The organism is Sorangium sp. So ce726 (assembly GCF_051521405.1).
Lineage (GTDB): Bacteria > Myxococcota_A > Polyangia > Polyangiales > Polyangiaceae > Sorangium.
This window is the reverse complement of sequence record NZ_CP150349.1, coordinates 2,535,956-2,560,455: the sequence shown is the minus strand read 5'-3', so window position 1 is coordinate 2,560,455 and position 24,500 is coordinate 2,535,956. Positions and strand designations below refer to the sequence as shown.

21 protein-coding genes are annotated in these 24,500 nt (G+C 68.7%); 4 read left to right on the top strand and 17 right to left on the bottom strand.

The genetic code is table 11. The annotated features are described in order from the left end of the window. Positions 1–87 precede the first annotated feature (87 nt). Positions 88–726 (top strand): Uma2 family endonuclease, encoded by a 639-nt coding sequence (locus WME79_RS09760; RefSeq protein WP_437534426.1) that lies wholly within the window; start codon positions 88–90, stop codon positions 724–726. 55 nt (positions 727–781) lie between these two features. On the opposite strand, the gene WME79_RS09755 is transcribed toward WME79_RS09760, so the two are convergent. Next, the gene (locus WME79_RS09755) at positions 782–1,663 is read right to left on the bottom strand and encodes an NAD-dependent epimerase/dehydratase family protein (protein ID WP_437534425.1); all 882 of its coding nucleotides are present in this window, start codon (positions 1,661–1,663) and stop codon (positions 782–784) included. Between the two features lie 168 nt (positions 1,664–1,831). On the opposite strand from WME79_RS09755, the gene WME79_RS09750 reads away from it, so the two are divergent. Continuing rightward, the gene (locus tag WME79_RS09750; protein ID WP_437534424.1) at positions 1,832–4,504 is read left to right on the top strand and encodes an SUMF1/EgtB/PvdO family nonheme iron enzyme; all 2,673 of its coding nucleotides are present in this window, start codon (positions 1,832–1,834) and stop codon (positions 4,502–4,504) included. Between the two features lie 17 nt (positions 4,505–4,521). Here the strand turns inward: WME79_RS09750 and WME79_RS09745 are convergent, their stop codons facing one another. Both WME79_RS09745 and WME79_RS09740 read right to left on the bottom strand, forming a co-directional pair. Beyond that, positions 4,522–6,030, bottom strand: a complete 1,509-nt coding sequence (locus WME79_RS09745; protein ID WP_437534423.1) for a phenylacetate--CoA ligase family protein — start codon at positions 6,028–6,030, stop codon at positions 4,522–4,524. 105 nt (positions 6,031–6,135) lie between these two features. After that, positions 6,136–7,164 carry an NAD-dependent epimerase/dehydratase family protein gene (locus tag WME79_RS09740; protein WP_437534422.1) on the bottom strand — a complete coding sequence of 343 codons (1,029 nt, stop codon included), beginning with the start codon at positions 7,162–7,164 and terminating at the stop codon, positions 6,136–6,138. Positions 7,165–7,314: 150 nt separating this feature from the next. Here WME79_RS09740 and WME79_RS09735 point away from each other — a divergent pair, with 150 nt between their 5' ends. Beyond that, positions 7,315–8,310, top strand: coding sequence for an ATP-binding protein (locus tag WME79_RS09735; protein WP_437534421.1), 996 nt, complete (start codon positions 7,315–7,317; stop codon positions 8,308–8,310). Between the two features lie 29 nt (positions 8,311–8,339). Here WME79_RS09735 and WME79_RS09730 read toward each other — a convergent pair whose 3' ends face one another. Continuing rightward, the gene (locus tag WME79_RS09730; RefSeq protein WP_437534420.1) at positions 8,340–8,945 is read right to left on the bottom strand and encodes a hypothetical protein; all 606 of its coding nucleotides are present in this window, start codon (positions 8,943–8,945) and stop codon (positions 8,340–8,342) included. After that, positions 8,942–9,694: a thiamine phosphate synthase gene (locus WME79_RS09725; RefSeq protein ID WP_437534419.1), complete on the bottom strand. Its 753-nt coding sequence runs from the start codon at positions 9,692–9,694 to the stop codon at positions 8,942–8,944. Before WME79_RS09725 ends, WME79_RS09730 begins: the two co-directional genes overlap by 4 nt. A gap of 122 nt (positions 9,695–9,816) precedes the next feature. On the opposite strand from WME79_RS09725, the gene WME79_RS09720 reads away from it, so the two are divergent. Beyond that, positions 9,817–11,349 carry a hypothetical protein gene (locus tag WME79_RS09720; RefSeq protein WP_437534418.1) on the top strand — a complete coding sequence of 511 codons (1,533 nt, stop codon included), beginning with the start codon at positions 9,817–9,819 and terminating at the stop codon, positions 11,347–11,349. Between the two features lie 110 nt (positions 11,350–11,459). On the opposite strand, the gene WME79_RS09715 is transcribed toward WME79_RS09720, so the two are convergent. The 12 genes from WME79_RS09715 to WME79_RS09660 all read right to left on the bottom strand — a co-directional run bounded on the left by WME79_RS09715 (position 11,460) and on the right by WME79_RS09660 (position 24,206). After that, on the bottom strand, positions 11,460–13,022 hold the full coding sequence (locus tag WME79_RS09715) for an acyl-CoA carboxylase subunit beta (RefSeq protein WP_437539806.1): 1,563 nt from the start codon (positions 13,020–13,022) through the stop codon (positions 11,460–11,462). Between the two features lie 37 nt (positions 13,023–13,059). After that, the gene (locus WME79_RS09710; protein ID WP_437534417.1) at positions 13,060–13,845 is read right to left on the bottom strand and encodes an enoyl-CoA hydratase/isomerase family protein; all 786 of its coding nucleotides are present in this window, start codon (positions 13,843–13,845) and stop codon (positions 13,060–13,062) included. Beyond that, positions 13,842–14,780, bottom strand: a complete 939-nt coding sequence (locus WME79_RS09705) for a 3-keto-5-aminohexanoate cleavage protein (protein WP_437534416.1) — start codon at positions 14,778–14,780, stop codon at positions 13,842–13,844. Before WME79_RS09705 ends, WME79_RS09710 begins: the two co-directional genes overlap by 4 nt. Before the next feature lie 24 nt (positions 14,781–14,804). Then, the gene (locus tag WME79_RS09700; protein WP_437534415.1) at positions 14,805–15,293 is read right to left on the bottom strand and encodes a MarR family winged helix-turn-helix transcriptional regulator; all 489 of its coding nucleotides are present in this window, start codon (positions 15,291–15,293) and stop codon (positions 14,805–14,807) included. Between the two features lie 332 nt (positions 15,294–15,625). Further along, the gene (locus WME79_RS09695; RefSeq protein WP_437534414.1) at positions 15,626–16,996 is read right to left on the bottom strand and encodes an STAS domain-containing protein; all 1,371 of its coding nucleotides are present in this window, start codon (positions 16,994–16,996) and stop codon (positions 15,626–15,628) included. A gap of 34 nt (positions 16,997–17,030) precedes the next feature. Further along, entirely contained in the window at positions 17,031–17,441 is a 411-nt protein-coding gene (locus WME79_RS09690) for a hypothetical protein (protein ID WP_012234416.1), read from the bottom strand. A gap of 34 nt (positions 17,442–17,475) precedes the next feature. Continuing rightward, a complete protein-coding gene (locus WME79_RS09685; protein WP_231864758.1) occupies positions 17,476–17,967 on the bottom strand; it encodes an ATP-binding protein in 492 nt (163 codons plus the stop codon). Next, the gene (locus WME79_RS09680; RefSeq protein ID WP_044964406.1) at positions 17,967–18,956 is read right to left on the bottom strand and encodes a PP2C family protein-serine/threonine phosphatase; all 990 of its coding nucleotides are present in this window, start codon (positions 18,954–18,956) and stop codon (positions 17,967–17,969) included. The genes WME79_RS09685 and WME79_RS09680 overlap by 1 nt, the downstream gene beginning before the upstream one ends. A gap of 48 nt (positions 18,957–19,004) precedes the next feature. Then, complete coding sequence (locus WME79_RS09675) at positions 19,005–19,922, bottom strand: slr1658 superfamily regulator (protein ID WP_012234413.1); 918 nt, start codon at positions 19,920–19,922, stop codon at positions 19,005–19,007. Between the two features lie 24 nt (positions 19,923–19,946). Next, a complete protein-coding gene (locus tag WME79_RS09670; RefSeq protein ID WP_437534413.1) occupies positions 19,947–22,331 on the bottom strand; it encodes a PP2C family protein-serine/threonine phosphatase in 2,385 nt (794 codons plus the stop codon). An 82-nt stretch (positions 22,332–22,413) separates the two neighbouring features. Continuing rightward, positions 22,414–23,577, bottom strand: coding sequence for a methyltransferase domain-containing protein (locus WME79_RS09665; RefSeq protein WP_437298817.1), 1,164 nt, complete (start codon positions 23,575–23,577; stop codon positions 22,414–22,416). Positions 23,578–23,648: 71 nt separating this feature from the next. Further along, positions 23,649–24,206, bottom strand: a complete 558-nt coding sequence (locus tag WME79_RS09660) for a hypothetical protein (RefSeq protein ID WP_437534412.1) — start codon at positions 24,204–24,206, stop codon at positions 23,649–23,651. Positions 24,207–24,500 lie beyond the last annotated feature (294 nt).

Here is a 24,500-nt window from a genome sequence, read left to right as displayed (position 1 = left end):
GCGCCGCGCCGTGCAGGCGCGCCGCGTGAGCCCGCGACCCCGCTCATGAGCCGGCACGAGGCGCGCCGTGATGGTAGCTTTCGAGACGTGAGCCAGCGCCCGTATCCCGAGCCCCAGGCAGCCCGCCTCTTGTCCGTCGCGGAGTGGGCAGCGCTGCCGGAAGACGAGGCCGGTGAGCTCATCGATGGCCGCCTGGTCGAGGAAGAGATGCCCGATTGCGTCCACGAGCTGGCCGTCGCCTGGCTCATCCACACCCTGCGGGCCTGGCTCATCCCGCGCGGCGGCTTCGTCTTCGGCTCCGAGGTGAAGTACGCGCTCAAGCCGCGGCGCGGGCGCAAATCCGATGTATCGGCGTTCCTCCCGACCTCGCGGAGGCCCCCGGCCCGTGGCGCCGTCGGCATCCCGCCGGACATCATGGTCGAGATCGTCTCCCCCTCGCCGCGGGACAGCCGGCGCGATCGCGTCGAGAAGGTCGAGGAGTACGCGGCGTTCGGGGTGCGCTGGTACTGGCTGCTCGATCCGCAGCTCCGCACCCTGGAGATCCACGAGCTCGCGCGCGGCGGGCTCTACCAGCGCCGCCTCAGCGTGCCCGGAGGGGTGCTCCGGGAGGTTCCGGGCTGCGAGGGGCTGACGCTCGATCTGGACGCGCTCTTCCGCGAGCTCGACCGGCTCGACGCGACGGAGTCGCAGGAGCCGCCGCAAGGCAGCGCAGACGACGAGGCGTAGCAGCGCGAACGGCGAACGCGGCCGCGCGGCGGTTCACCCGCGATGCAGGCGCGGATCACCCGCGGTGCCGCGGGGCGCGCTCACTCGCGGCGGGGGCCGGCGCCGCGGCCTCGACGGCCAGGCACGCCTCGAACCCTTCGCGGTAGCTCGGGTAGAGCAGCGCCATGCCGAGGGCGCGCTTGATCTTCGCGTTGTCCACGGCGCGATCGTGACGGAGCGTCTCGTGCAAATCCTCCCGCGGCGCACCGGCCGGCAGCGCGAGGCCGAGCCGCGCGCAGAGCCAGCGGACGACCTCGATCTGCGGCACGGGCGCGTCGTCCGCGACCAGGAAGGCCTCGCCGGGGGCGGCGCGCTCGATCGCCGCGAGCGCGAGGCGCGCGAGGTCTTCGACGTGGATGCGCGAGACGACGTTCCTGCCCTGCCGATCGCCCTCGCCGGTCATGCGGAAGTCGCCGCGCAAGAGCCGCTGGTGCAGGCCGCGGCCGGGGCCGTAGATGCCAGCGGCGCGCATCACCACGGCGCCGCGCGCGCGGTACACGTCCTCGGCCGCGAGGCGCGCCGCCGCGCGGGGGCCGTCGGCCGACGTGGGCGTCGCCTCGTCGATGCGCCCCGTCGCGTCGCCGTACACGGCGGTCGACGAGACGTACGCGATGGCACGCGCGCGGCGGAGCGAAGGCGCGATCGCGGCGTCGGTCGCGCCGTCGGGCGGGAAGGCGACGAGCACGTCCGCGCCGTCCGTCACGAGCCGGTCGACAGCCTCGGCGGTGAGCGCCGGGAGGACGCTCACCTCGATGCCCGCCTGCGCGAGCTCCGCGGCGCGCTCGGACGAGCGCGTCGTCGCGACGACGCGGCCGCCGGACGCCCTCCGCAGGCCGGCGACCACCGCGCCGGTGAAGCCGCAGCCGAGGACGATGAGCGGGGGAGAGGTGTTGAGCATGGGTGCTGGGCAGCCCTTTACCAGCGAGAGAAAGCGGGCGCCTCACCGCTGCGCGGACGACCTGCGGTCGCGCTGTCGAGGACCCGCGCCGCGTCTGGTAGCCTGATCGGCGCGGAGCGGGCGGCCGAGACGCGAGCGAGCTCGCCGCCGCAGCGATGCCCTTAGCGCATGGCAGTCAACGTCTTCATCTCCTACGCCCCCGCGGATCGGGCGCACCTCGAAGCGCTCGAGGCGCACCTCGCCTCCCTCAAGCGGCAGGGCCTGGTGAGCACCTGGCACCGCGGCCGGATCGGCCCAGGCGCGATGCGCGATGAGTCGATCGCGGCCGAGCTCTCCTCCGCCGAGGTGGTGCTGCTGCTGGTGAGCGATGCATTCCTTGCCTCGGACAGCTGCTACGAGCGCGAGCTCGGGCGAGCGCTGGAGCGGCATCGCAGCGGGGCGGCGCGCGTGGTGCCCATCCTGGTGCGCGCGTGCGACCTGGTGGGCACTCTGCTGGCGGAGCTCCAGGCGCTGCCTCGCGATGGAACGGCGGTGGCGAGCCGGGCCAACCCGGACGAGGCCTGGAGGGAGGTTGTACAAGGCATCCGCGCGGCGGTGGAGGAAGCCGCCGCGAGCGCGCGCCCGGAGGCGGCGCTCGCCAGCGCAACCGCGCTGCCCGGCGTGAGCCTGCGCGAAGCAGACGAGACGATCCGCGCTGTCGACAAGCAGATCGCCGCCGCGCAGAAGCGGCGGGTGAGGCTTAGAGCCGCCGGCGCGAGCACGGAGGAGGTGGACCGGGAGATCGTGGACCTCCGGCGCAAGCGCCGGGAGGGCGGCCAGCTCCACGTCGGCGAGGAGCTCAGCGACGGTCGGTACCTGCTGCTGGAGCGGATCGGGCGCGGCGGGTTCGCGACCGTGTGGCGCGCGCTCGACGCGGGGCGGGGCGACCTGCCCGTGGCGATCAAGGTGCTGCACCCGAACCTGGCGGGCGACGAGAGCCGGCAGGAGCGGTTCTTCCGGGGAGCGCGCGCAATGGCGGAGCTCGACCACCCCGGCGTGGTGCGCATCCTCGATCCCAAGGGCGAGGACAGCGGCTGGCACTACTTCGTGATGGAGCTCGTCCACGGCGAGGACGTGCGCAGCGCGGTCATCGGGAAGCGACTGCCAGCAGAGCGGGTGATCCCGATGCTCCTCAGCGCTGGAGAGGCGATCTCGTTCGCGCACGGGAGGGGGCTCGTACACCGGGACGTGAAGCCGGCGAACATCCTGCTCGACGCGGACGATTTGCCCCGGATCACGGACTTCGATCTGGTGTGGGCACGCGACACGACGGGGGGCACGGGGACCGGCGCGATGGGGACGTTCCTCTATGCGGCACCGGAGCTGATGCACCGCCCGCAGGAGGCGGACGCGCGCGCTGACGTGTACGGGCTCGGCATGACGGCGGTGTTCTGCCTGCACGGCGCGGAGCTGCCGCCCGTCATGATGCGGTATCCGGGGCGGGTGCTCGAGCGGCTGCCGTGCAGCGCTGCGGTGCGGAAGGTGCTGGAGCGGGCGATCGAGTTCGAGGCGTCCGAGCGGTTCCCAGATGTGGCGGCGTTCTGTGAGGCGCTGCGAAGCGCCGCAGGGAGCGGGGGTGAGGCGCCGCAGACCGCGACAGAACATACGGCGACGCTCGAGAGCGGCGAGCCGAGAGAGAGCACAGCGTCGAGCGAGCGCGTGGCGCAGCTCAACGCGACGGATGGCGTGCAACGGTCACATGGCGGCCTCTCGCGCACGGTGCTGCGAGGCTTCGAGCAAGGCGGTCATGCGTACGCTGCGATCCGAGATGTCATCCTGGCCCCGCGGGAAGCGCGGGTCAGAGATCCGGTTGAGCTGACCGTCGTGGGGTTCGAGATGAACGGGGAGCAACTGATCGTGTCGGGAGGCTGGAGCCTGCCATGGCCGAAGCACCCGGTCCCCGGATCGGCCGAGGCGCCATTCCAGGAGCACGGGACGTTCCGCTGCACCCTCATCGGGAAACCAGGCAGCAGCGGAGCCACGAAGGTGACCTACCGGAGCGACTTCTTCGAGTCGCTCTTGCCATGGGTGGACATCTCTGGTGGCACGTTCCTCATGGGCAGCCCCGATGACGACACGGAAGCCCACAGGGCCGAAAGACCCCAGCGCCAGGTGGACGTCGAGGGGTTCACCATGGCCGCTACGCCGATCACGGTAGGGCAATACGCGGCCGTGACAGGCCTGGCCGCCGAGCAGGAGGATCCGGATCGGCCGATCAGGAACGTATCGTGGGGAGACGCCATCGAGTTTTGCAATACGCTCTCCCAGTTGGCAGGAAGGCAATCCTGCTACACGTCGACGCCGACGGGTCTGGCGTGGTCAGAGGACATAGACAGCTTCCGGCTACCGGATGAATCGGAATGGGAATACGCGTGCCGCGCCGGCACCACTACCCGATACTCCTTCGGCGATGACGAGCGCCAGCTGCGCGAGGTCGCATGGTACCTTGAAAACAGCAATGGCCAGATCGCCACGGTTGGGCTGAAGAAGCCGAATCCATGGAACCTTTACGATATGCATGGGAACGTGTGGGAGTGGACCTGGGACTCATTCCTTGACGTCAACGGCGAAGCCGCGGTGGGCAAGAGCAAGGTGCTCCATCTCGTCGAGAGGGCGACCGCCGACACGAGCAAGAGCGTGTCGGCTCGCCCTCGGACCGACAGCCTCCGGGTGGTGCGGGGCGGTTCGGCCATCGAGAGGCCCAGGTGGCTGCGCTCGGCGAGCCGGCTCGGATGCGTGCCCAGCCACAAAGACGAGCACCTCGGCTTCCGCTGCGCCGGTCCCGCCCGCCGAAAAGGCTGATCTCCGTCTCCCCGCCCTCACCCCCCCGGCTTGCGCGTATACCGGTGCTTCACCCCGAGCGGGAAGTACTCCGGATCCCCCGCCGCCCTCAGCGTCACTCGCGGGGCCCGCTTCCCTGCCGGCACGTAGTTCCTGAACTCGCTGTTCAGCCGGACGAGGTGCTCCTCGATCGACCGCGCCGCCGCCTCGCGCCGCGCCTCGCTCTCCCCCTCCCCCGGCGCGAGCTCGACCACCACCGAGAGGTATACGTCCCTGTCCGCGCCCTCGCGGACCTCCAGCACGAACTTTCCGGTCACCCACTCCTTCACGCCGGGCTGCTCGATGCCCACGACCACGTTCTCCGGATAAATGTTCGCCCCGAAATACGACACCGTGAAATCCGAGCGCCCGAACACATAAACGAACGGCAGCTCCCGGGCCCCGCGGTCCCCGTCGAGTTCCCGACGCGGGTCGAAGCCGAAACCGGCGAGCGCCGCCATCAACTCCGCGTGCGGATAGACGCCCCCGCTGTCGAGGATCGCGTAACGGACGAGCGGGACGCCGTTGTCACCCGAGAAGAGGAGCATTCCGTCGCGCTGCTCAAAGAACCTCTCCGCCGGGTCGTACTGCACGAGCGTCGGGAGCCGGTCCTGCCCGAACAGGGCGCGCGCGGCGTCCGGCCTCCCCGCGAGGAACCGGCGGATCGTGACGCTGAGCGGCGTCTCGTTGCCCAGCACGCCGGCGTCCGCCGTCCCGTACAGGGAAGCCGAGTCGTAGCAGGGCGACGTCGACCCGACACGCTCGCCGACCAGCGTCCGCCACTCCTCGCTGAACACCTCCCCGGCCATCACGAGCTTGATCCGGAAAGGAGCCCAGTCGACGCCCCGGGCCCGCCCCGTGTCGATGACGTCCTTCAGGAACGGCGGATAACCGAGCAGGACGACCTGCTCGAACGCCGGCCCCAGATCCTGCACGACGCGGAAGATCTCGTCCTTGTTGTTGCCCGGCGTGACGACCGTGATCGGATATCCCTTCGCCGCGAGGTGACGGCAGCACGCGGCGGTGTACATCCCGCCGACCCACGAGCCGAGCGCGAAGCACACGACCGCGAGCGTGCGGCGCGTGTCGGCCCGGAAGCCGTCGTGGAACACCTGCTCGAAGCGCCGGGCGACCGAGAGCTCATCCGTGACGGAGCGCGGCCAGAACGTCGGCTTGCCCGTCGAGCCCGAGGAGACCGCGATCATGTCGCACGGCTCGACGCGCCCGCCGCGGCACAGATCCGCGATGGGGTGCCTGAGCACGTAGTTCTGCTTCGTGATCACCGGCAGCGCCGCGAAATCCGCGGGCGTCCGGACCGCCGCCGGGTCCACGCCGTGCTCCGCGAGGAAGCGGCGGTAGGCAGGGACAGCGGCGGCGACCTCGTGGAACAGCGCGAGCGCGCGGTCGGCCGGATCGGCCTCACGGTGCCGCGAGAGCGCCGCGTCGAGCGGCGTGCTCAGGAAGGCGTCGATGGCCGCCAGGACCCGCTTGGGTTGCACATCCTGCATCGCGAGATCTCCCTCCGTCCGATGGTTCGCAGGAACCCAGAGGCCGGTCCAACCCCCGCCTGCCTTCCTCTCCCTCGCCTCGCGGGCTCCAGCGCCCGCGCAGGGTCAACGTTCTCCATCCCCCGCCGCGCCGGAGAGCTCCGCCGCGAGCGCGATCTCCTCGGCGCGCTTCTCGTAGCCGTCCGGCGGCTCGGAAGGCGGGTTCGCGAGCAGCGACGTGATCACCGTCTCCAGCCAGCGCCGGAGCGGCGTGTGCTGGAAGCCGAGCTCCGCCCTCGCCTTCGCTGGATCCAGCAGCGACATCCAGCGGTCGCTGAACGGCGACATCGCGATCGGATCGATGCCGCGGGCCCTGATCGCCGCCGACGGGATCGGCGCGAGCCGCGCCGGCGCGCCGAGCAGCGAGGCGATGAGCTCGAGCAGCTCGGTGAGCGTCGGCGTCTCGTCCATGCAGAGGTTGTACGCCTCGCCGAAGGTCGACGGCACGAGGAGCAGCTTCACGATCGCCCTGACGACGTCGCCGCTGTACACGTGCCGCACCGGGTGTCCGCCGCCGTCCGGGACGAGCAGCGGACCGCCGTCGAGCATGCGGACGATGTACCGATCGAGGCGGCGGTAGGGATCGCGCTCCCCGTTCACCATCGGGATGCGCAGGACGGTCGCGGGGAAGCGGTCCGTCTGCCAGGCGGCGGCGATCTCCTCCTCGCAGCCGCGCTTGTTCACGCCGTAAGACCACGCCTCGCGGTCCTTTTCGCCCGCGGGCTCCGGGAGGAGCGGGCCGTGGTAGTCGCGCTCGCGCGACGGCCGCGGGCACCCCTCCCGGACGAGGTACACCGAGCCGGTGCTGATCATCACGTAGTGGCCGATGCGCCCGCCGCCGAGCGCCTGGGCCACCGCGCGGCCGTCCGCGGCCGTGTACGCGGTGAAGTCCACCGCAGCGTCGAACTCGCGACCTCCGAGCGCCTGCGCCAGATCGCCGGCCGCCCGATCGCAGCGGACCCGCGCGACGCGATCGCCGAACGCGTCGGGCGTCGCGCCGCGGTTCAGGAGCGTGACCTGGTGGCCCGCCGCGAGCAGGCGATAGACCAGGAAATGACCCATGAATCGAGTGCCGCCGAGCACGAGGACGCGCATGCGCGGCAACCTATCACCGCGGCGTGCAATGACGATGACGATGACGTGGACGCCGCCGCGCGCGGGCAGGCGCCGCGCCGCCGCCGGGCGGCCTCGCGCGCGGCGCGTACCGGGACCAGGTCGACCCCCGGTCGTGCTAGATAGCGGGTCGTGCCGTTCTCCCACATCCTCGGCCAGGACACCGCGGTCGGCACGCTCGTGCGCGCGCTCGAGGCGGGCCGCGTGCACCACGCCTACCGCTTCGAAGGCCCGCCGGGCGTCGGCAAGGAGCTCGCGGCCGTCGCCCTCTCCCAGGCGCTCGTCTGCACCGGGGGCGATCCGCTCGGCTGCGGCCGCTGCGACGCCTGCCGGCGCGCGGCCGCGCGCTCCGACGGGCGCCCCGCGGCGCCGCTCCACCCCGACGTGCAGATCGTCGCGAAGAACTTCTACCCCGCCGCCGTCATCGGCCGGAGCCGCGACGAGCTGACCGAGATCTCGGTCGACCAGGTCCGCTCCATCGTGCTCGCCCACGCCGCCTACCCGCCCCACGAGGGGCGCGCTCGGGTGTTCATCGTCCGCGACGCCGAGGATCTCAGCGTCGGCGCCGCGAACGCGTTCCTCAAGACGCTCGAGGAGCCGCGGCCCGGCACGCACTTCATCCTCTTGACCTCGCGCGGCGATCGCCTGCTCAACACGATCCGCTCGCGCACCCTGCCCGTGCGCTTCGCCCCGCTCTCCGAGGCCCTCATCCGCCGCGTCCTCCGCGATCGCGGCGTGCCCGAGGGGCGGCACGACCTCGCCGTCGAGCTCGCCGCCGGCAGCGCGTCCACGGCGCTCGAGCTCGCGGACGAGGAGCAGACCGCCTCGCGCGACGCCTTCGTGAAAGGTGTCCTCGAGGCCGCGGCCGCCCGGGACCTCGGGCCCGCCGTCGCGTTCGCCGAGTCGGTCGACCGCGACAAGGGCGCCCTCAAGGACGACCTCCGCGCGCTGAACGCCGCGCTCGCCCGCGAGGCCCGCGCCGCGGTCGCGTCCGATCCGCGCCACGCAGGCGTGTCGGCCCGGCGCTACGCGGCGGTCTCCCGCGCCGTGGCGCAGCTCGAGCGCAACGCCTCGCCGAGCCTCGCGATGGCGTCGCTGATCGCGGAGCTGCGCAGCGTCGTCGGCTGACAGGCGCCGCGCGACCCCGCGAGCCGGCGTCAGCCCTCGCCGCCTCCGCCCAGCCGCTCGTATCCGCCGTCCTCGATGCGCCGCCCGGCCCACGCGTGGATCCGCCCCTCGCTGGCGAGCACCACGGCCGCGTCGTGCCCGGCGCCGTCGTAGAGGGCGAAGATCCCTGCGTCGCCCACGGGGGGCGCGCCCTGCCCGCACCGCTCGAGCGCCGCCGGCAGCCGCGCCCGCCGCCTCATGGTAGCGCCCGCGATCTCGAGCGTCGCCGGCGGTTCATCCGGCGAATCGGCCGCCGCAGGCGCGAGCCACAGGATCTCGCGCCGCGGCGCGGGAAAGGCCACGACCGCCCCGTGCGCGCCGCCCTCGGGCGCGAGGAACACCGCGGCGACGATCTCGCCCCGCTCGCGCGCCACGATCGCGCCGGAGAGCCAGCGCTCCTCGCTCCCGGCGAGGACCACGTCGCCCAGCGCGAGCGGCAGCTCGTGCCATGGCGCGTCCCCCGGGGGCGCCGCCGGCGCGTCTCGCGCGCGCTCGCCGCCGTTCCCTCCCGGCGCCTCCCGCTCGCGGCGCGACGCCATGTAGCCCACGGTCGCGGCCACCGCCGCGGCGGCTGCCGCGAGCAGCGTGAGGCTCATCGCGCGCCCCTGTCCACCGGCGCCGCGCGCGCGCCCGCCAGCGCGAGCGCCCCCTGGAGCGCCCGCGCCCGCGCGCTCACCTCCTCGAGGGCGCGCGGCGCGGGCGTGCCCTGATCCGGCAGCAGCGCGGCGATGATCGCGGCGGCGGAGCAGTGCGCGCCCACCTCGGCCGCCCTCTCCAGCGAGATGCCGCCGATCGCCACGACCGGGAGCCCGGGACGCACCTGCTCGACCAGGGCGCGCAGCGACGCGAGCCCCTCGAGACCGACCACGGCGTCAGGCCGCTCCTTGCTCGAGGTCGCGAAGATCGGCCCGATGGCGACGTAGTCGAGGCGCTCGAGGGAATCGCCGGAATCTCCGGCATCGCGGAGCTCGCTCGACGCCCGCAGCGCGGCCTCGATCTGCGCGGACGTGTGGGTCGAGAGCCCGACGCGGAGCGGGACGGAAGCGCGCTGCGCCAGCCTGCGAACCGCGGCTACCGGGAGGTCGTCCTGGCCGACGTGCACGCCGTCGCAGCGGGCAAGGATCGCGAGATCCGCCCTGTCGTTCGCGAACAACGGCACGCCCGCGCGCGCGGCCAGGGGCTGGATCGCGCGGAGGAGCGAGAGCGTCTGGGCCGCGCCGCTCCGCTTGTCGCGCAGCTGGATGGCCGCGGGGCGCGCGTCGAGGACGGCCTCGGCGAACGCCACAGGATCGAGCCCGCGGCGCGCGAGCGAGTCGGTGTCGACGATGGCGTACAGGCCGCGCATGACCACGCTTCGAGCGGTGGGAGAGCGCCCGGGCGCTCCGGAGGAGGCCAGGCTCGCTGGCTACGCTAAGGTTGACGCCCCCGGAAAGAAAGCGGAAGCGTTCGCTCCCGAACGGATCCTCCATGCGCATACGTCTCGTCCGGATCGCCTGTCTGTTCACCTCGATCGCTCCTGTTGCAGCGGCCGTGATGGGGCTCGCGCCGAGCCCTGCGCTCGCGGAGGAGAAGTCGAGCCCCGCGCAGCAGACCGAGGGGCCGGGCTCCGCGGTGCCCGCGGAGGGGCCGAAAGCTGGCGCGGCCCCGCCGCCTGCAGGGAGCAAGGTCGCCGCGCCCAAGGCGAACGTCGGCGCGTCCAAGGCGAGCGCGAAGAAGAAGGCGCCCGAGGTCCCGCCGCTGCCGCCTTCGCCGGCGCGCGTGTGGCTCATCGCGCCGTCGCCTCACGGGCCATGGACGTTGCGGATCGACAACGAAGGGGAGCGGCCGATGCGCATCCCGGCGGACGTGCGGCTGCTGCGCCTGGAGGTCGACACGCTGAACAAGCGCACGAAGAAGACGGTTCGCTGCGCCGCGCCCGCGGGGCTCAAGCCGAGCGGCTTCCCGGAGCGGCGCGCGCTGCTTCTGGCGCCCGGTCAGTCGTACATGGAGCATTTCGACCCGCGCCTGCTCTGCTTCGGCAAGGACGAGGCGGCGCTCGCCGGCGGCTCGGTGGTGAGGAGCTGGTACGGCTGGGGTCCGCCGCCCAAGTGGTCGAAGAAGCCGCCGGCGGCGCCGTTCGCTGCGGAGTCGACGGACCATCCGCCGGCGTTCGCCCCTGCGCCCGGCCTCGCGGCGCCCACCGTCGTGCTGAGCTACGGGCTGCCCTCCAAGGAGGCCGCCGCGGACGATCCGGGCGGCACCGAGCCAGCCTCTCCGGCGGACGAGACGGCTCAGCCTCCGGGCGACAAGGCCGCTCAACCCCAAGGCGACAAGGCAGCTCAACCCCAAGGCGACAAGGCAGCTCAGCCCACGGACAACAAGGCAGCTCAACCGTCGGACGACAAAGCGGCCCAGCCGTCCGCGGACAGGCCAGCTGGCGAGTCCGCGGAAAAGCGCGTTCCGTCGGACAAGGACCACGGCGCCGGTCCGCGGGGCAAGCCGATCGTGGACGCCAACGCGCCTCGCCTGGAGCTCACGAGCGAACCCTGGTCCGACGCGGCGAGCCCTCGCTCGATCGTCGTCCGGGTGAGCGCGAAGAACGCTGGCAGGCGCCCCATGACCGTCGCCATCCGGTCTCGGATGCTCGAGTTCCACGTCGCCGGACCGAACGGCGAGACGGTGTGCACGGCGGCCCCGCCGACGGGGGCGATCCCGCGCGATCTCTTCAAGACGCTGAAGCCCGGCGCATCGGTCGACGTCCCGCTCCTCCTCCGGGAGATCTGCCCCGCCGACACGTTCAACCGCGAGGGCCTCTACGAGGTCACGGCCACGCTGCACGCGAACGAGCCGGGCACCGAGCTCGGCCTGGACGCGTATACGGCCGTCGTCCCCGCCAAGAACACGACGCTCCTTCGCGTGAAGAGCGCGCCAGAGCCGTTCTACGCGGCCGCGCCGAGAGCCGTGCCGACGCCGAAGCCCGAGGCCAGCCAGGCGTCGGAACACGAGGATCACGACCAGTAGAACGAACGGGACCGCGCGTCGGTGCGGCAGGGACGCTCCGAGACCCGACAGGGACACGCCAGCACGCGCCCGGGACCCCCTGAGACGGGGCACGCGGTCCCGGGTGCGCTCTACACCGGCAGGATCCCCCGCTTCTTCTCCGGCCGCTCCACCCGCTTCTTCCGCGCGAGCTCCAGCCCCCACGCGATCGCCCTCCGCGTGTCCCGTGGATCGATCACGTCGTCGATGAGCCCCCAGCCGGCGACCTTCATCACATCGATGTTCTTCTGGATCGCGTCGACCATCCCCTGCTTCACCTCCGGCGGCGGCGGCGCGTCACCGAATATCTTCCTCGCCGCGATCCCGAGCATCCCCTCCGGCCCCATCACGCTGATCTCCGCGCTCGGCCAGCCGACGATGAGGTCCGGCTCGTACGCGCGCCCGCACATCACGTAATAACCCGCGCCATACGCCTTGCGCACGACCACCGTGATCTTGGGCACCGTGGCCGCCGCCATGACGTGCAGCATCTTCGCCCCGTGGCGGATGATCCCCTCGTGCTCGACCTTCGAGCCGATCATGAACCCCGGCACGTCCTGCAGGAACACGAGCGGGATGTTGAACGCGTCGCAGATCTGCATGAAGCGCGCGGCCTTGTCCGACGCGTCCACGTCGAGAATGCCGCCCATCTGGGTCGGCTGGTTCGCCACGACGCCGACCGGCTGGCCGCCGATGCGCGCGAGGCACGTGATGATCGATCGCGCCCACCGCGGCTTCAGATCGAACCGCTCGCCGTGATCGACGATGGCGTCGATCAGCTTCAGCATGTCGTAGGCGCGCCGCGGGTTCTCCGGCAGGAGGTCGAGCAGCGACTCCTCCCGCCGGTCGATCGGATCCGTGACCGGCAGGCGCGGCGGCTCCTCGTCGCAGCTCGAAGGGAAGAACGACAGGTACCGCTTCACCGCTGCGACGCACTCCGCGTCGCTCGGGTACTCCGCGTCCCCGACCCCGCTCTTCGTCGCGTGCACCTTGCTGCCGCCGAGCTCCTGCTCGGAGATGTCCTCGCCCGTCATCGCGCGCACGAGCGCGGGGCCGCCGAGCGCCAGCGAGCCGACGTCCTTGACCATCGGCACGAAGTCCGCGAGCCCCGGGATGTACGCCGTGCCCGCGGCGCCGGGCCCCACCATGGCCGCGACCTGCGGCACGACGCCGCTCATGTGCACCTGCTCGCGGAACAGGTGCCCAGAGCCGGCGAACAGCGAGATGCTGTCCGGGTGCATCGAGCCGGGGTCGATGCGCGCCCCGCCCGAGTCGATGAACCACACGATCGGCCAGCGGCCGCGGAGCGCCATCTGCCGCAGGCGGGTCACCTTCTCCTCGCCCGTCTGCCCGATGCTGCCGCCCTTCACGGTGAAGTCGTACGCCGCCGCGCAGACCATCCGCCCGTCGACCTTGCCGAACCCGCAGACAACCGCGTCCGCCGGCGGCCGGTCGCTCCCGTCCGGCCCGGCCGCGAGCCCCATCTGCGTGCCGTGCATCCCCACCTCGAAGTGCACGCCGTCGTCGAAGAACGCCGCGAGCCGCTCCCGCGCCGTCATCTTCCCGCGCGCGTGCTGCTTCGCCACGCGCTCCTCGCCGCCCATCCGCCGCACCTGCTCCCGGCGGGCCTCGAGGTCCTTCACGAGCTCTCGCATGTTCACGGGCCACCTCTTCCTGCGCGCCCCGGCGCGCCTACCTGCCCGACCAGCGGGGCTTTCGCTTCTCCAGAAAGGCCAGGAGCCCTTCCCGCGCGTCGTCCGTCGCGAGGCAGCCGGCGAGCCGCTCGCGCAGGAGCGGCAGCGCCGACTCGAGGTCGAGATCGTCCTGCGCCGCGAACGCCTCGAGGCCGAGGCGCACCGCGATCGGGCTCTTCGAGGCGATGGCGGAGGTCACCTCGTCGACCGCGGCGTCGAGCGCGCTCGGGTCGACCACCGTGTTGAGGAGGCCGCACTGCGCGGCCTCGTCGGCGTCGAGGCGCTGCCCGAGGAGCATCATCTCCAGCAGCTTGCGCCGGCTCACGAGCCGCTGGAGCACCGCCATGATCATCATCGGGAACAGGCCGACGTTGATCTCCGGCGTCCCGAGCTTGGCGCCGCGGGCGCCGATCGCGAAGTGCGACGCCGCGACGAGCCCGAGCCCGCCGCCCAGCGCGTGCCCGTTCACCCGCGCCACGATCGGCTTGCTCGAGTTCGCGAAGGCGAGCAGGAGGTCCGCGTAATCGCCCTTCATTTCGGGCGGCGGCGCCCCCTCGGCGCCCGCGATCTGCGCGAAGTCCCCGCCCGCGCAGAACGCGTCGCCCGCGCCGGTCAGGACCACGCAGCGCACCGACTCGTCCGCCGCGCCCGCCGCGAGGGCGTCGAGGAGCTCGCTCACCATCGCCGGCCCGATCGCGTTCTTGCGCCACGGGTTGTTCAGCGTGAGCCTGAGGACGCCCCCCGCGGAGAAGGCCTGGACAACCGTGTACGCGCGCGCCGTCACGAGGCCGCCCCTCCTGCCGTGCCGGGCGCGCCGCCGTCGTGCAGGCCCAGGATCTGCCGGGCTTCCTCGACCGTCGCCGGCCTGCGGCCGACGTCGCGCACCATGCGCACGGCCACCTCGCAGAGCTCTCCGTTGCTGCGCGCCATCTCGCCGCTCGGCAGGTAGAAGTGGTCCTCGAGCCCGCACCGCACGTTACCGCCGAGCACGAGCGCCGTCGCCAGCATCCTCCACTGCCCGTGGCTGATCCCGATCACCTCCCACTCCGAGCCGGGCGGCATGATCTTGGTCTGGAGCTGGAGCGACTCCACGTGCGCGGGGATGCCGCCCAGCACGTTGACGATGAACGAGAACTGGAGCGGTGGTTTGAGGAGCCCCATGTCGACGAGCGGCCAGGTGCCCTGGGTGTGCCCCGTATCGAAGCACTCGAGCTCAGGCTTCGTCCCGGCCTCGTTCATGGCGCCAAGGAGCTTGCTGATCTTCGCGTACGTGTTGGGAAACACCATATCGAAATCGAAGGTCTTCCGCGCGCGCGAGTACTTCGAGTAGTTCATGGTGCCCATGTTGAGCGCCGCGATCTCGGGGCGGCTCTCGCGGATGGTCGCGCACTGCTCGCTCACGTCATCGAGGAGGGTGCCCGTCGAGAAGTTCAGGATCACCGGGCAGCGCTGGCGCACCTCGTCTTTGATGCGCGCGAACACGGCCGGAGAGAACGTCGGTGATCCGTCGTCGTTGCGCGCATGGATGTGCACCGCCGCCGCCCCTGCGTCGTACGCCCGCTTCGCCTCCTCGGCGATCTCGACCGGCGTATACGGGATGGCGGGGCACTGCTTGCGGCCGGCGAGCACCCCTGACAGCGCGCAGGTCACAACGCAGATATCGGGATCTCGGCCGTTCGGATCCCTCAGTTCCCCGGTGAACGTCGGCTTCTCTCTCATGCCCCCTGCCTCCCTTTCGCGTCCTCAGCGCCGTCGCTCTTCCTCGGTCCGGTTCTGTCCGACCCGGGACACCACCTGCTTTTGCAGCTTCGTCAGGATCCGGAGCAGATCGCGCAGATCGGTCGAGCTCAAGCTCAGCAGCGCGCTCCGGAAGATCTCCATGGGTTCGACCTGGATCTCGCGGGCGAGCCGCGCCCCCTTCTCGCTGAGCCGGATGTGGACGACGCGCCGGTCGGCCTTCGAGCGTTCGCGCCAGACGAGCCCTTCTCGCTCCATGCGATCGACGATCCCGGTCACCGTGCTGTTCTGCGCCCGGATGCGCTCCGACAGCGTGGACAGCGAGAGATCCTGGAACGACTCGAGCAGCTTGAGGATGGTGAGCTGTGGTCCGGTGAGGCCGAACCCGCTCGCCATGCCCTTCGTGAGCCTGCGCGACTCCGTGTAGAGATAGATGATCATCTCCACGATGGCGTCGATCTCCGGCCTCTCGGGCGGCGGCAGGGTCGCTGTCACGATGCTTCGTGTACGAAATATTCGCTCCCCGGGGGTGCGTCAAGCTCCCGCGCCCCCCGCCGACCGAGCGGGCCCTGTCCCACCCCCGTCCATAGGCGTTAACCAAGCTCGTTCGGTCACCGAAGCCCGCCCCCCACCATCGGTCACCAACGTGGACGTTTACGTGAACGTGGACGTGAACGTGGACGTGGACGTGGACGTGGACGTGGACGTGGTCGTGGTCGTGGTCGTCAACGATAAGCCGTGAACGACCACGACCACGACCACGACCACGTAAACATCCACGTCCACGTAAACGTTCGGATGTAGGAGGACGCGGCGCGAAGCGGGATTTACCGCCGTTCCCGCCGCCGCTTCTCTGACCCCCGGTCTGCCCGGAGCTCCTGGATGCACCACCTCAGCGCCTCCTGGAGGTCCCGATGCACCTGGACGGACGAGAGCTCGACGCCGAGCGACGAGGCCGTCTGCGCCACCTGCGGCTGGACTCCAGCCACGACCCCTTGCGCGCCGAGCAGCTCGATCGTCTGCAGCATGCTGATGAGGTGCTGCGCCGTCGTGGAGTCGACCTCTTCGACCCCCGTCACCTCGACGATCGCGTAGCGCGACTTCGTCTCGACGATCGTGTGCAGCAGCTTCTCCGTGATCTCTGTCGCCCGGTGGCGATCGATGGTGCCGACAAGCGGCAGCACGAGCACGCTGTCCCAGACCTGGATGATCGGCGTCGACAGCGTCTCGATCGCGGACTCCTGCCGCGAGATCACCGCGCGCATCGACTCCTGCTGCTCGACCACCTCGCGCAGCGACTCCTCGGCGCGCATGCGCTCCAGCGTGATCGCGAACATCTCGCCGATGACCTGGAGCAACGCCCGGACGCTCTTGTCCCACGCGCGGGTGGATCGCACCGCGTCGAGCCCGACGACCCCCACGAGCCGCCCCGCGTACGCTGCAGGCACCCGGACGAGCGAGGCGATCCCGAGCTCCGTGAAGGCCCGCCGCTCGCTCGCTGCCTCATCCGGCAGGTCGGCCACGCGCGGCACGTCGCACACCTCGAGGCGGAACAGCCGCTCGACGAGCCACGGATACACGTCCCTGGACACGATTCCCCGCTCCGCGCGCAGCGACGGCACCCCTTCGGCGCACCACTCGTGCATGTTCAGGAACCGCCGCCCGTCCTCCGCGAGGAGGAACAGGGTCGTCCTGTCGGCGCGCAGCGCCTTGCCGAGCTCCGCGAGCGCCGCGTGGAAGCCGCGGTCGACGTCCGCCAGCTTCACGTTGATGAAATGGGCCGAGATCGACGCGACCAGCATCTTGGTCTCGATCCGCTGCATCAGCGCCCGCTCGAGGCGCTTCTGCTTGCCCACGTTCCGCGCCCAGCCGTACACGAGCCCCTCGCTCGGTACCGAGAGCATCGACCACGACAGCCAGACGTAGAGGCCGCTCCTGCTCCTGCACCGGTTCTCCAGCCCGAGCGTGACGGACCCCTGCCGGAGCCGATCCATCTGCTCCCTGGTCGCGACGACGTCGTCCTGGTGCACGAGATCGAGGAGGCTCCGGCCGACGAGATCCTCGGTCCTGAGGCCGAGCGTCCGCTCCCAGGCTCCGCTCACGCGCAGGAACGATCCATCGCTCCGCAGAACACACAGCGGATCGGGACAGACAGCGAAGAACCTCTCTACGTCCGCTTCGTTCGAAGGTGTGTCCATCGCCGGTCGCCTTACCCAGCCCACACCCCCACGCTTAGGTCTCCTTGACGTCCTCGAACGTCGTCCGCGCGGCCACGTGCTCCTCGTTCAGGTTGAGCAGGATGGGCAGCGTCTCGTGCTGCCAGTCATCATCGAGGATCCGCCGCACGGTCACTCGACCGGGCACCAGGTTGTACACGGCGTCCACGATATCCATGATGACGTAGAAGCCGTTCGAGTTGCAGAACCGCATCTTCACGAAATCCATCACCGTGGACGTGATCGGGTGCTGCGGCAGGACTCGGGCCAGCTCGTCCAGGTAGCTCGACAGGTACCGGTACGGGTTGTCGATCCGGATAGCGCCCTCGAAGGTCAAGACGAGGCGGTTGTCGTCGTCGAGCCGGGCGACCGACTGAAAGACGCTCAGCCCGCCATCCGTGATTTCGCCATAGCTGAGAGCCTTCATACGCGACCTTTCGTGGAAAACATACGCAGCCTTTTCAAGGGAAAGTAGCCTGGACGACGAGGATTCCATCGACGTACTGCGTCGAGAGATGGAATTTGTTCTCGGCGGTCAACCGAATGAGCCCTAGACCGCCCCTGCGTCGATCGTTGCGCCGCTCGCGCACCGTCCTGGCAAAGAGCTCTCTCGGGTCCTCCGCGGCGAAGATCTCGTCGAATACCGCCTTGACGGTCCGGTATTCTTCCGGCGTAACGCGGTTGGATACCTTGATGAGCAATCGATCCGGATCGATGCTCAGATCGAGCCGCACCTCGCTCTCACGCTCGGTCCCGTGCTGGAGCACGTTGGTGACCAGCTCCGTGACCACCACGTTGACCTTCTGGCAGATCCGTCTGGGATAGAACCTCACCAGAAGCGCGTCCAAAAAGTTCGCAAGCAGGCCGGCCACGTCGCCCGTGATGTGATCGATCGGAGATATATATATCGATGCACCGACCGACGTCTGCGAATGATTCTTCTCGGGCTTCATCAGGCGCACCTTCGCAGGATGATCAGTGTGATGTCGTCGGCGTCCGCCACCCGGAACCGCGTGTAGTCCTCGATGCACCGGTCGAGGATCACCTGCACCGGTTCCTCGCTGTGCTTGACGACGATTTCGTTGAGACGTTGCACGGAATATATCTCCCCGCTCGCGTCCTGCGCCTCGAACATCCCGTCTGTGTACAAGGCGAGGACGTCATCCTCCTCGAACGGCAGCTCGAACTCGTGAAATGGCTTGATGCGCAGACCGATGAAGTTGCTCACCCGGTTGAACGAGCGAGGCGTACCGCGACGGACCAGGAGCCCGTACCCTCCGCCCGAGACGTAGCGGAGGAATCGGTCAGTAAACATGACGAAGTTCACCGTCGCGTACCGGCGAACCTCGCGGAGGAACGAGTAAGCGCTCCGGTTCACCCAGTCCACGATCGCCCCAGGGCTATCGAGCCGCTTGGTAGCGTGGGCGAACTGCGCCTTCAGAAACGCCATGATGAGCGCCGACGATACTCCGTGACCTGAGATATCGTAAACACCTATCGCGTGGCGCTCGCCAGGCAGGTAGAAGAAGTCGTAGTAGTCCCCGCCCACCTGAGCGAGCTGCTTGTGGAAGATCGCCATGTCGAACGACGAGGCGATGGCCCCGCTCGCCTCCGGAAGGAGGGCGCGCTGGACCTGCCGCGCCACCGCGAGGTCGTCGTCGATGGCCCGGTTGTATCCTTCGAGTTCGTTCTCGATGCTGGTCGCGTGTTCCAGGATCGCCTCGTGCACCAGGGAGAGGTCGTCGAAGTCGAGCTTCAGCTTGTCGACGTACTCCAGCAGCGCGCTGCAGCGCTCCATGAAGTCTGTGAAGTTCCCCTCCTCGCGGAGCAAGGTGTTCCACGCTTGCCGCTCCTTCACGATCGCCCTGATGGCATCCAGATTGCTCTGCTTCTGCAGGAAGCCTCTGGAGTGCATCGAGCTGATGTCCTTGGGTGCAGTCATGGCTCGACCTGGACGCGATTCGGGTTGGACGGAAGAACCCATCCGATCTCAATCACAGAGTATCATCTCGAAGTTCTGATTGAACTTCTTGAGGTTGGGCAGCGACTTCCCCTGCCACGGGATGGACTTCGACCCGCGGACGATGAGCTGGAGCTCACCCTTCTTCCGGGTGGCGATGGCGAACTTGTAGAGGACGTTGATCCCCGAGCTGTTCAGGAAGTTCAGCGCCCTGACGTCGAGTGTGATGGTGGGAGGGTTCGTGGCCAGGACCTTGTCGAGCAGCTCCTCGATGGGGGCGTACTCGGTGGTGCCGCCAAGACGAAGGATTCCTTCCAGGTACACCACCACCTCAGAGGGATCGTACCAAACCCGATAGTTACCACCTTTGATTTCCATTCTCGACCTTTCATTCAAAATAGGAATCCTGGCCATCGTCTTGATGCTGAAGCTGTTGACCGAGATCGGGTCCAGCTTCCACCCAAGACTGACACCGTAATCATTCATGATGATGAGATACCCGAGCCCCGACCCGGCGTTCTCCGCGTCTTCGGCGTTCGCCTCCGCCTGCCGACGCAGGAGCTCACCAGGGTCCTCCTGCGTGAGCTCGAGGAGCTTTTCACGAAGCGAGGGGACGGCGGCGTTCGTGATCTGGTTGCTGACGAGGCACACCAGGTCCTCACGCCCGATACCCACGGTCACGGTGATGTCACCGTGCTGATTGAACTTGACGGCGTTCTCAACCAGTTCGTTCAGAACGTACCCGATGGCGCCTGAGACTTCGTCTCGGCTGATGAGCCTGTCCTCGCCGTCTATCTCCGGAAAGAGCTCGCCGAAGTACTCGGCCATGAAATTGGCCGTCAGGTTACAAAGGCTCCATCTCACCGCGAACGAGTCGGGGTACAACGTCAGCGACATGTGTTCGCTGAACGAATCGTCTAAAGAGTAGACGCCGATGATTTCGCTCATGGTAATGCCCAGTCTCCCCCTTGCTCATACCCTCTTAATGACAAGTACAGTGATGTCATCATGGATTTTGTTGTAGCCTACGTGCGCCAAGACGTCCTCGATGATAGCGTCCTTGATCTCCCGCGAGGTTCTTTCGTGGTTTCGCGAGATCACCTGACACAGACGGTCGATTCCGTACTGCTCCTCTGAAGAGTCCTCCGCCTCGGTGATGCCGTCGCTGAAGAGCGTCACGACGTCCCCGGGCTCCAGCTTCACCTCGATGCTACCGATGAAATCGCTGATATCCAGGTCGATGCCTATCGGCAACCCGAGCCCCATGGTCTCGACACGATCGAGGGTCCCGTCCTTCCGGACGATGATCAGATCCTCGTGCTGGCCGGTGAGCTGGAGCTCGCCGTCGCTGTAGTCGAGCAGGGTCAAGGACAGGTTCTTGTCCGACCGGATGCGCTGGATGTTCTGGTAGATGACCTTGTTGACGATGCTCAGGAACTTCTTCGGATCCCGCTCGTTGCTCGCGAGCAGCGTCCGGACGGCCGTCTGGACCATGAGCATCAGCACGCCGCTCTCCAGCCCGTGGCCGGTGACGTCGCCGATGCCTATCTTGACGAGCCCGTCGCTCCGGAGCACGTCGTAGTAGTCCCCGCCGACCTCGTCGGCAGGGGCCATGTAGCCCGCGATGTCGAGGCCCGGGATCTCCTGGAGCTCGCTCGGCGCGGGGAGCACCATGAGCTGGAGCTGCCGCGCGACGTTCAGCTCGGCGCCGAGCCGGATGTTCTCCTGGGCGAGCTTCGCGTTCAGCTCGCTGATCTCCTCGTTCGCCTTCTCGAGGGCCCTCGTCCGCTCGCCGACGAGCTCTTCGAGGTTGTTCGTGTAGGCCTCGATCTCGCTCGCCATCTCGTTGAACGCGACGCCGAGCTGCCCGATCTCGTCCGCGGAGTTCACGTCGATGCGAACGCCGTAATCGCCCTCGCGCATCCGCGTCGCGCCGGTCGAGAGCGCGACAAGGGCGCCCGTCATCTTGCGGGAGATCAGGTAGACGCCCAGCATGAGCACGAGGAACGAGGCGATCGTGATGAGGACCTGGGTCCCGACGATCACCGTCCTGCTCTTCTCGATGCTCTTCTGCGCCGCGAGGAGCGAGGCGTACATCTCCTTCTTCGGGACGACGAAGCCCATCGTCCACCGCTCCTTGGCCACGCGGGCGTCCGGCCCGGCCCAGCCGTTCACCGGCGCGAGCCGCTGGAGGGCGATGATGTAGGTCTCGCCCGATATCACCATCTCCCGGTAATCGACTTTATCATCGTTCGGGAGGACGATGCCAGACACCCCCGAGTCCTCGCTGTCCTTGAAGAACCGCTGCAGCATGCCGACGCCGGAGTTCTGGCCGGCGCCCGCGTCCGTGCGCAGCCGCAGCGTCTTTGCGCCGAGCTCGTTGACCGCGAAGACGTTCCCGTCCGCCTGCGCCAGGAAACCGAAGCCCGCGGTGGCCAGCTTGACGTCCTTGATCGACGCGATGAGCTGCGCGAGCGTAAGGTCGAGCCCGACGGATCCCACGAAGCTCTTGCGGTCCTTCGCCCAGAGCGGGTGGAACGCCGTCATCACGATACCGCCGCCCGCCGCGTCGTCGTACGGCGCCGTGACCGTGGTCTGATCCGGGTGCGCGCCCAGCCCGGCGGGGTCCTTCGCCCACTCGTTCCAGCTCTCGGCGATGCCGGGGAAGAAGAACTTGTACCACCCCTGGTCGTTGTGCCCCGGATACAGCTTGTCGAAGGTCGACGCCATGTCCGTGTACGGCGTCAGCCGCACATACGGCTTGTCCTCAGGACCGATGTAATAGATCTGAAGCTTGTCGGCGCCGTACTTGCCGAACGAGGGCAGGATCAGATCCAGAAACGCGGTCTCGTTGACGGCCCGCTGGACCTCGGGCAGGATCGTCCCGTCCTTCCCCAGGTAGCCCCAGACGCTGACGACGCTCGGCTCGCTCGGATCGTTCTGGTACCAGTTCCCCTTCGGGTTGTACTTCATCTGATCGCGAAAATACGGGAAGTCGGCGGCCGTCTGCAGGAACGGGGCGACGTCCTCCTCGCGATCGACCACGGTCTGCAAGACGCCGGCGAGGGTCTGGAGATCCCTGTACGCCTCGCCGAGCCTGAGGTTGACGTGAGTGGCCTTGTCCTCCAGGTGATTGGTGAGGTACTCGCGGTTCGCCGAGTTGAGGCCAGCCTCGATCTCCGCGGCGGCCTCGCTGCTCAGCCGGTGGATGCCTTGCCGCCCGACGACGACGTTCCACACGGCACCGAGCAGGACGCTCACGCCCGTCACGAAGATGATCTTGGTGCTGAACTTCCTGAACCTGAAGAGCAGGCTCTGAGCCTGCTGTTCGCCAGGGTTCCGAGGTTGAATGCTCACGGCTGGCAATCTCCTAACGGCACGGCCCTGGGCCACTCGATCGGCATCACGACGCGACGGAGCATGACGACCCGGCCTCCCCTCACATGACCCGCATCGGCTTGCGGCCCGAGCCGGCGTAGATCGGCCACGAGGCGAGGCCGTGCGGGTGCGTGATGGCCGCCATGTGCGCGCGCAGCCCGGTGCTCAGCTCGGCGTGGTAGTCGGGCGGGGCGCCGGCGGTCCGGGCCATGTTGGCGGTCACCGAGATCCAGCACTCGACGACGCGCGCGAAGTCGAAGCAGTCCGTGTTCATGTTGTTGATGTCGATCAGGTTGACGCGGATGTCCTCGAGGCCGGCCTCCCCCATGATCTGCCGCGTCTTTATCCCCGTATCGAGATCCATCCCGATCGACCTGCCGAGCTCGACGAACCGCTTGTAGGTCGCGCGGATGAGGTCCTGCTCCGGATAGCCGTACGCGCACGACAGGAGCTCGTTCGTGATGTAGATCCGGCCGCCTGGCTTGCAGATGCGATAGAGCTCCTGCATGATGCGCTCGGGCTGCGGAAAGACCTGGAGAGACAGGCGGCAAGACACGAAGTCGAACGAGTTGTCCGGCAGGAGCAGCGCCGCGGCGTCCCCGTACTGATACTCGACGTTCTCCAGCCCGAGCCGCCGCACGTGGTCCTGCGCGTAGCGGAGCGCGGGCCGGGAGTGATCGACCCCGACGACGTGCTCTGGCTTGAACTCCTTCTGGAGCAAGATCGCGAAGTCGCCGAAGCCGCACGCGATGTCGGCGATCTTCATCCCCGGGTAGAGGCCGTGGTTCGTCAGCCCCGTCTTCTCGTGCTCCCAGATGATGCGCTCCTGGAGGCGGAGGACGTCGATGAACTCGGCATCTTCGAGCATTCCCTGGCTGGGGTAGAACGCGACGTCGTAGATCTCGACGGAGACGCTCGAGTAGATCTCCGCGATGACCTGAAACTTGCGGATCGCCCAGGGGATGACGCTGGAGATGATCAGCCTGATCTTGAGGTTGGGGCGCGCCTCGACGGCCCAACGGACAAACCTGTTGATCTCCAGGAATGCCACGTTGTTCATGTACTTGAGCCGCTTGAAGTCCAGGCAGAGCTCGCCGCTCGCGTTCTTGGCCGCGGTCTCCAGCGTGCCGCGGATGGCCCTCATCTGATCGGCACCGAACGGCCGCAGCATGCCCGAGAGCGCAACCTCCTGGTCGGTCTGGTCGACGCGCATGCTGAAGGTCACCTGCGAGCGCCACGAAGGGAGGCCGCTCGCAGATGAGGGCGGTACGGCGGATTCGCGACCGATCGGAGCTGTCATAGTTCTTCTACCTCAGTGAACGGGAACTGAATCGCCAGGAGGAGCCAGTCCCCGCTCGTGGGTTCGGAGATACTGAGCTTCGAGCCGTAGACGACCGCGAGTTCGAGCAGCCCGAGCGCCTGAGCGTCATCATCCGGAACGTCGTGCTCGAGCTGCTCTCGATACCAGGCCATCGGGTCCGGCTGATTGGCCAGCTGGACGGCGTGGTTGTAGAACTTGGCGCTCTGCTCGTTGATCGGGACCTCCGCCTCGACGAGGATGTGGTTCTGCTTCTTGCGGAACCGCATCTTGATCTCGCCGGTGGAGCCGTGATTCCGGTATATCGCTTCCAGCAATTCGTTGAAGAACGTCGAGAGCAAGGTCGCGTGGCGCTCGGGGTCATCCTCATTGGCGCTCGCGTACCTCGCGAGGAAATTGGCTAGCTGATGACAGTGGTTCCACCGTTTACTGAAGCCACCGACCGAGAAGTTCGCGGAAATGACCATGCCGTCCGCCGGTAACGCGGGCGGCGGTCGCAAGGTCGGAGCTATGTCGGCCTGCTTGGAAACGGACATCAAAGCCTCGGGGGTTGGTTGACAAGTGAGGCACGAACGAGGTTACCCGGGTTCGGGGTGCCCCGTCGAGTGCATCGCGAGGTTTCCAGCGAGCGCCATCCGGGCCTTCACGCGGCAGAAACGTCAGCGACCGCCCGGCCGGTTGCACCAGGCATGCCACCGCGCCGTAAACTTTCTGTAATACAGCTCGCATTTATCGAAGATCACTGGTCCCATGACCAGGTGAACCGATGTAGGGCACCGCCTGCTGGTCGACGGTTCCGTTCGGTCGTTTCGCGCTTATCCGGGTGAAAC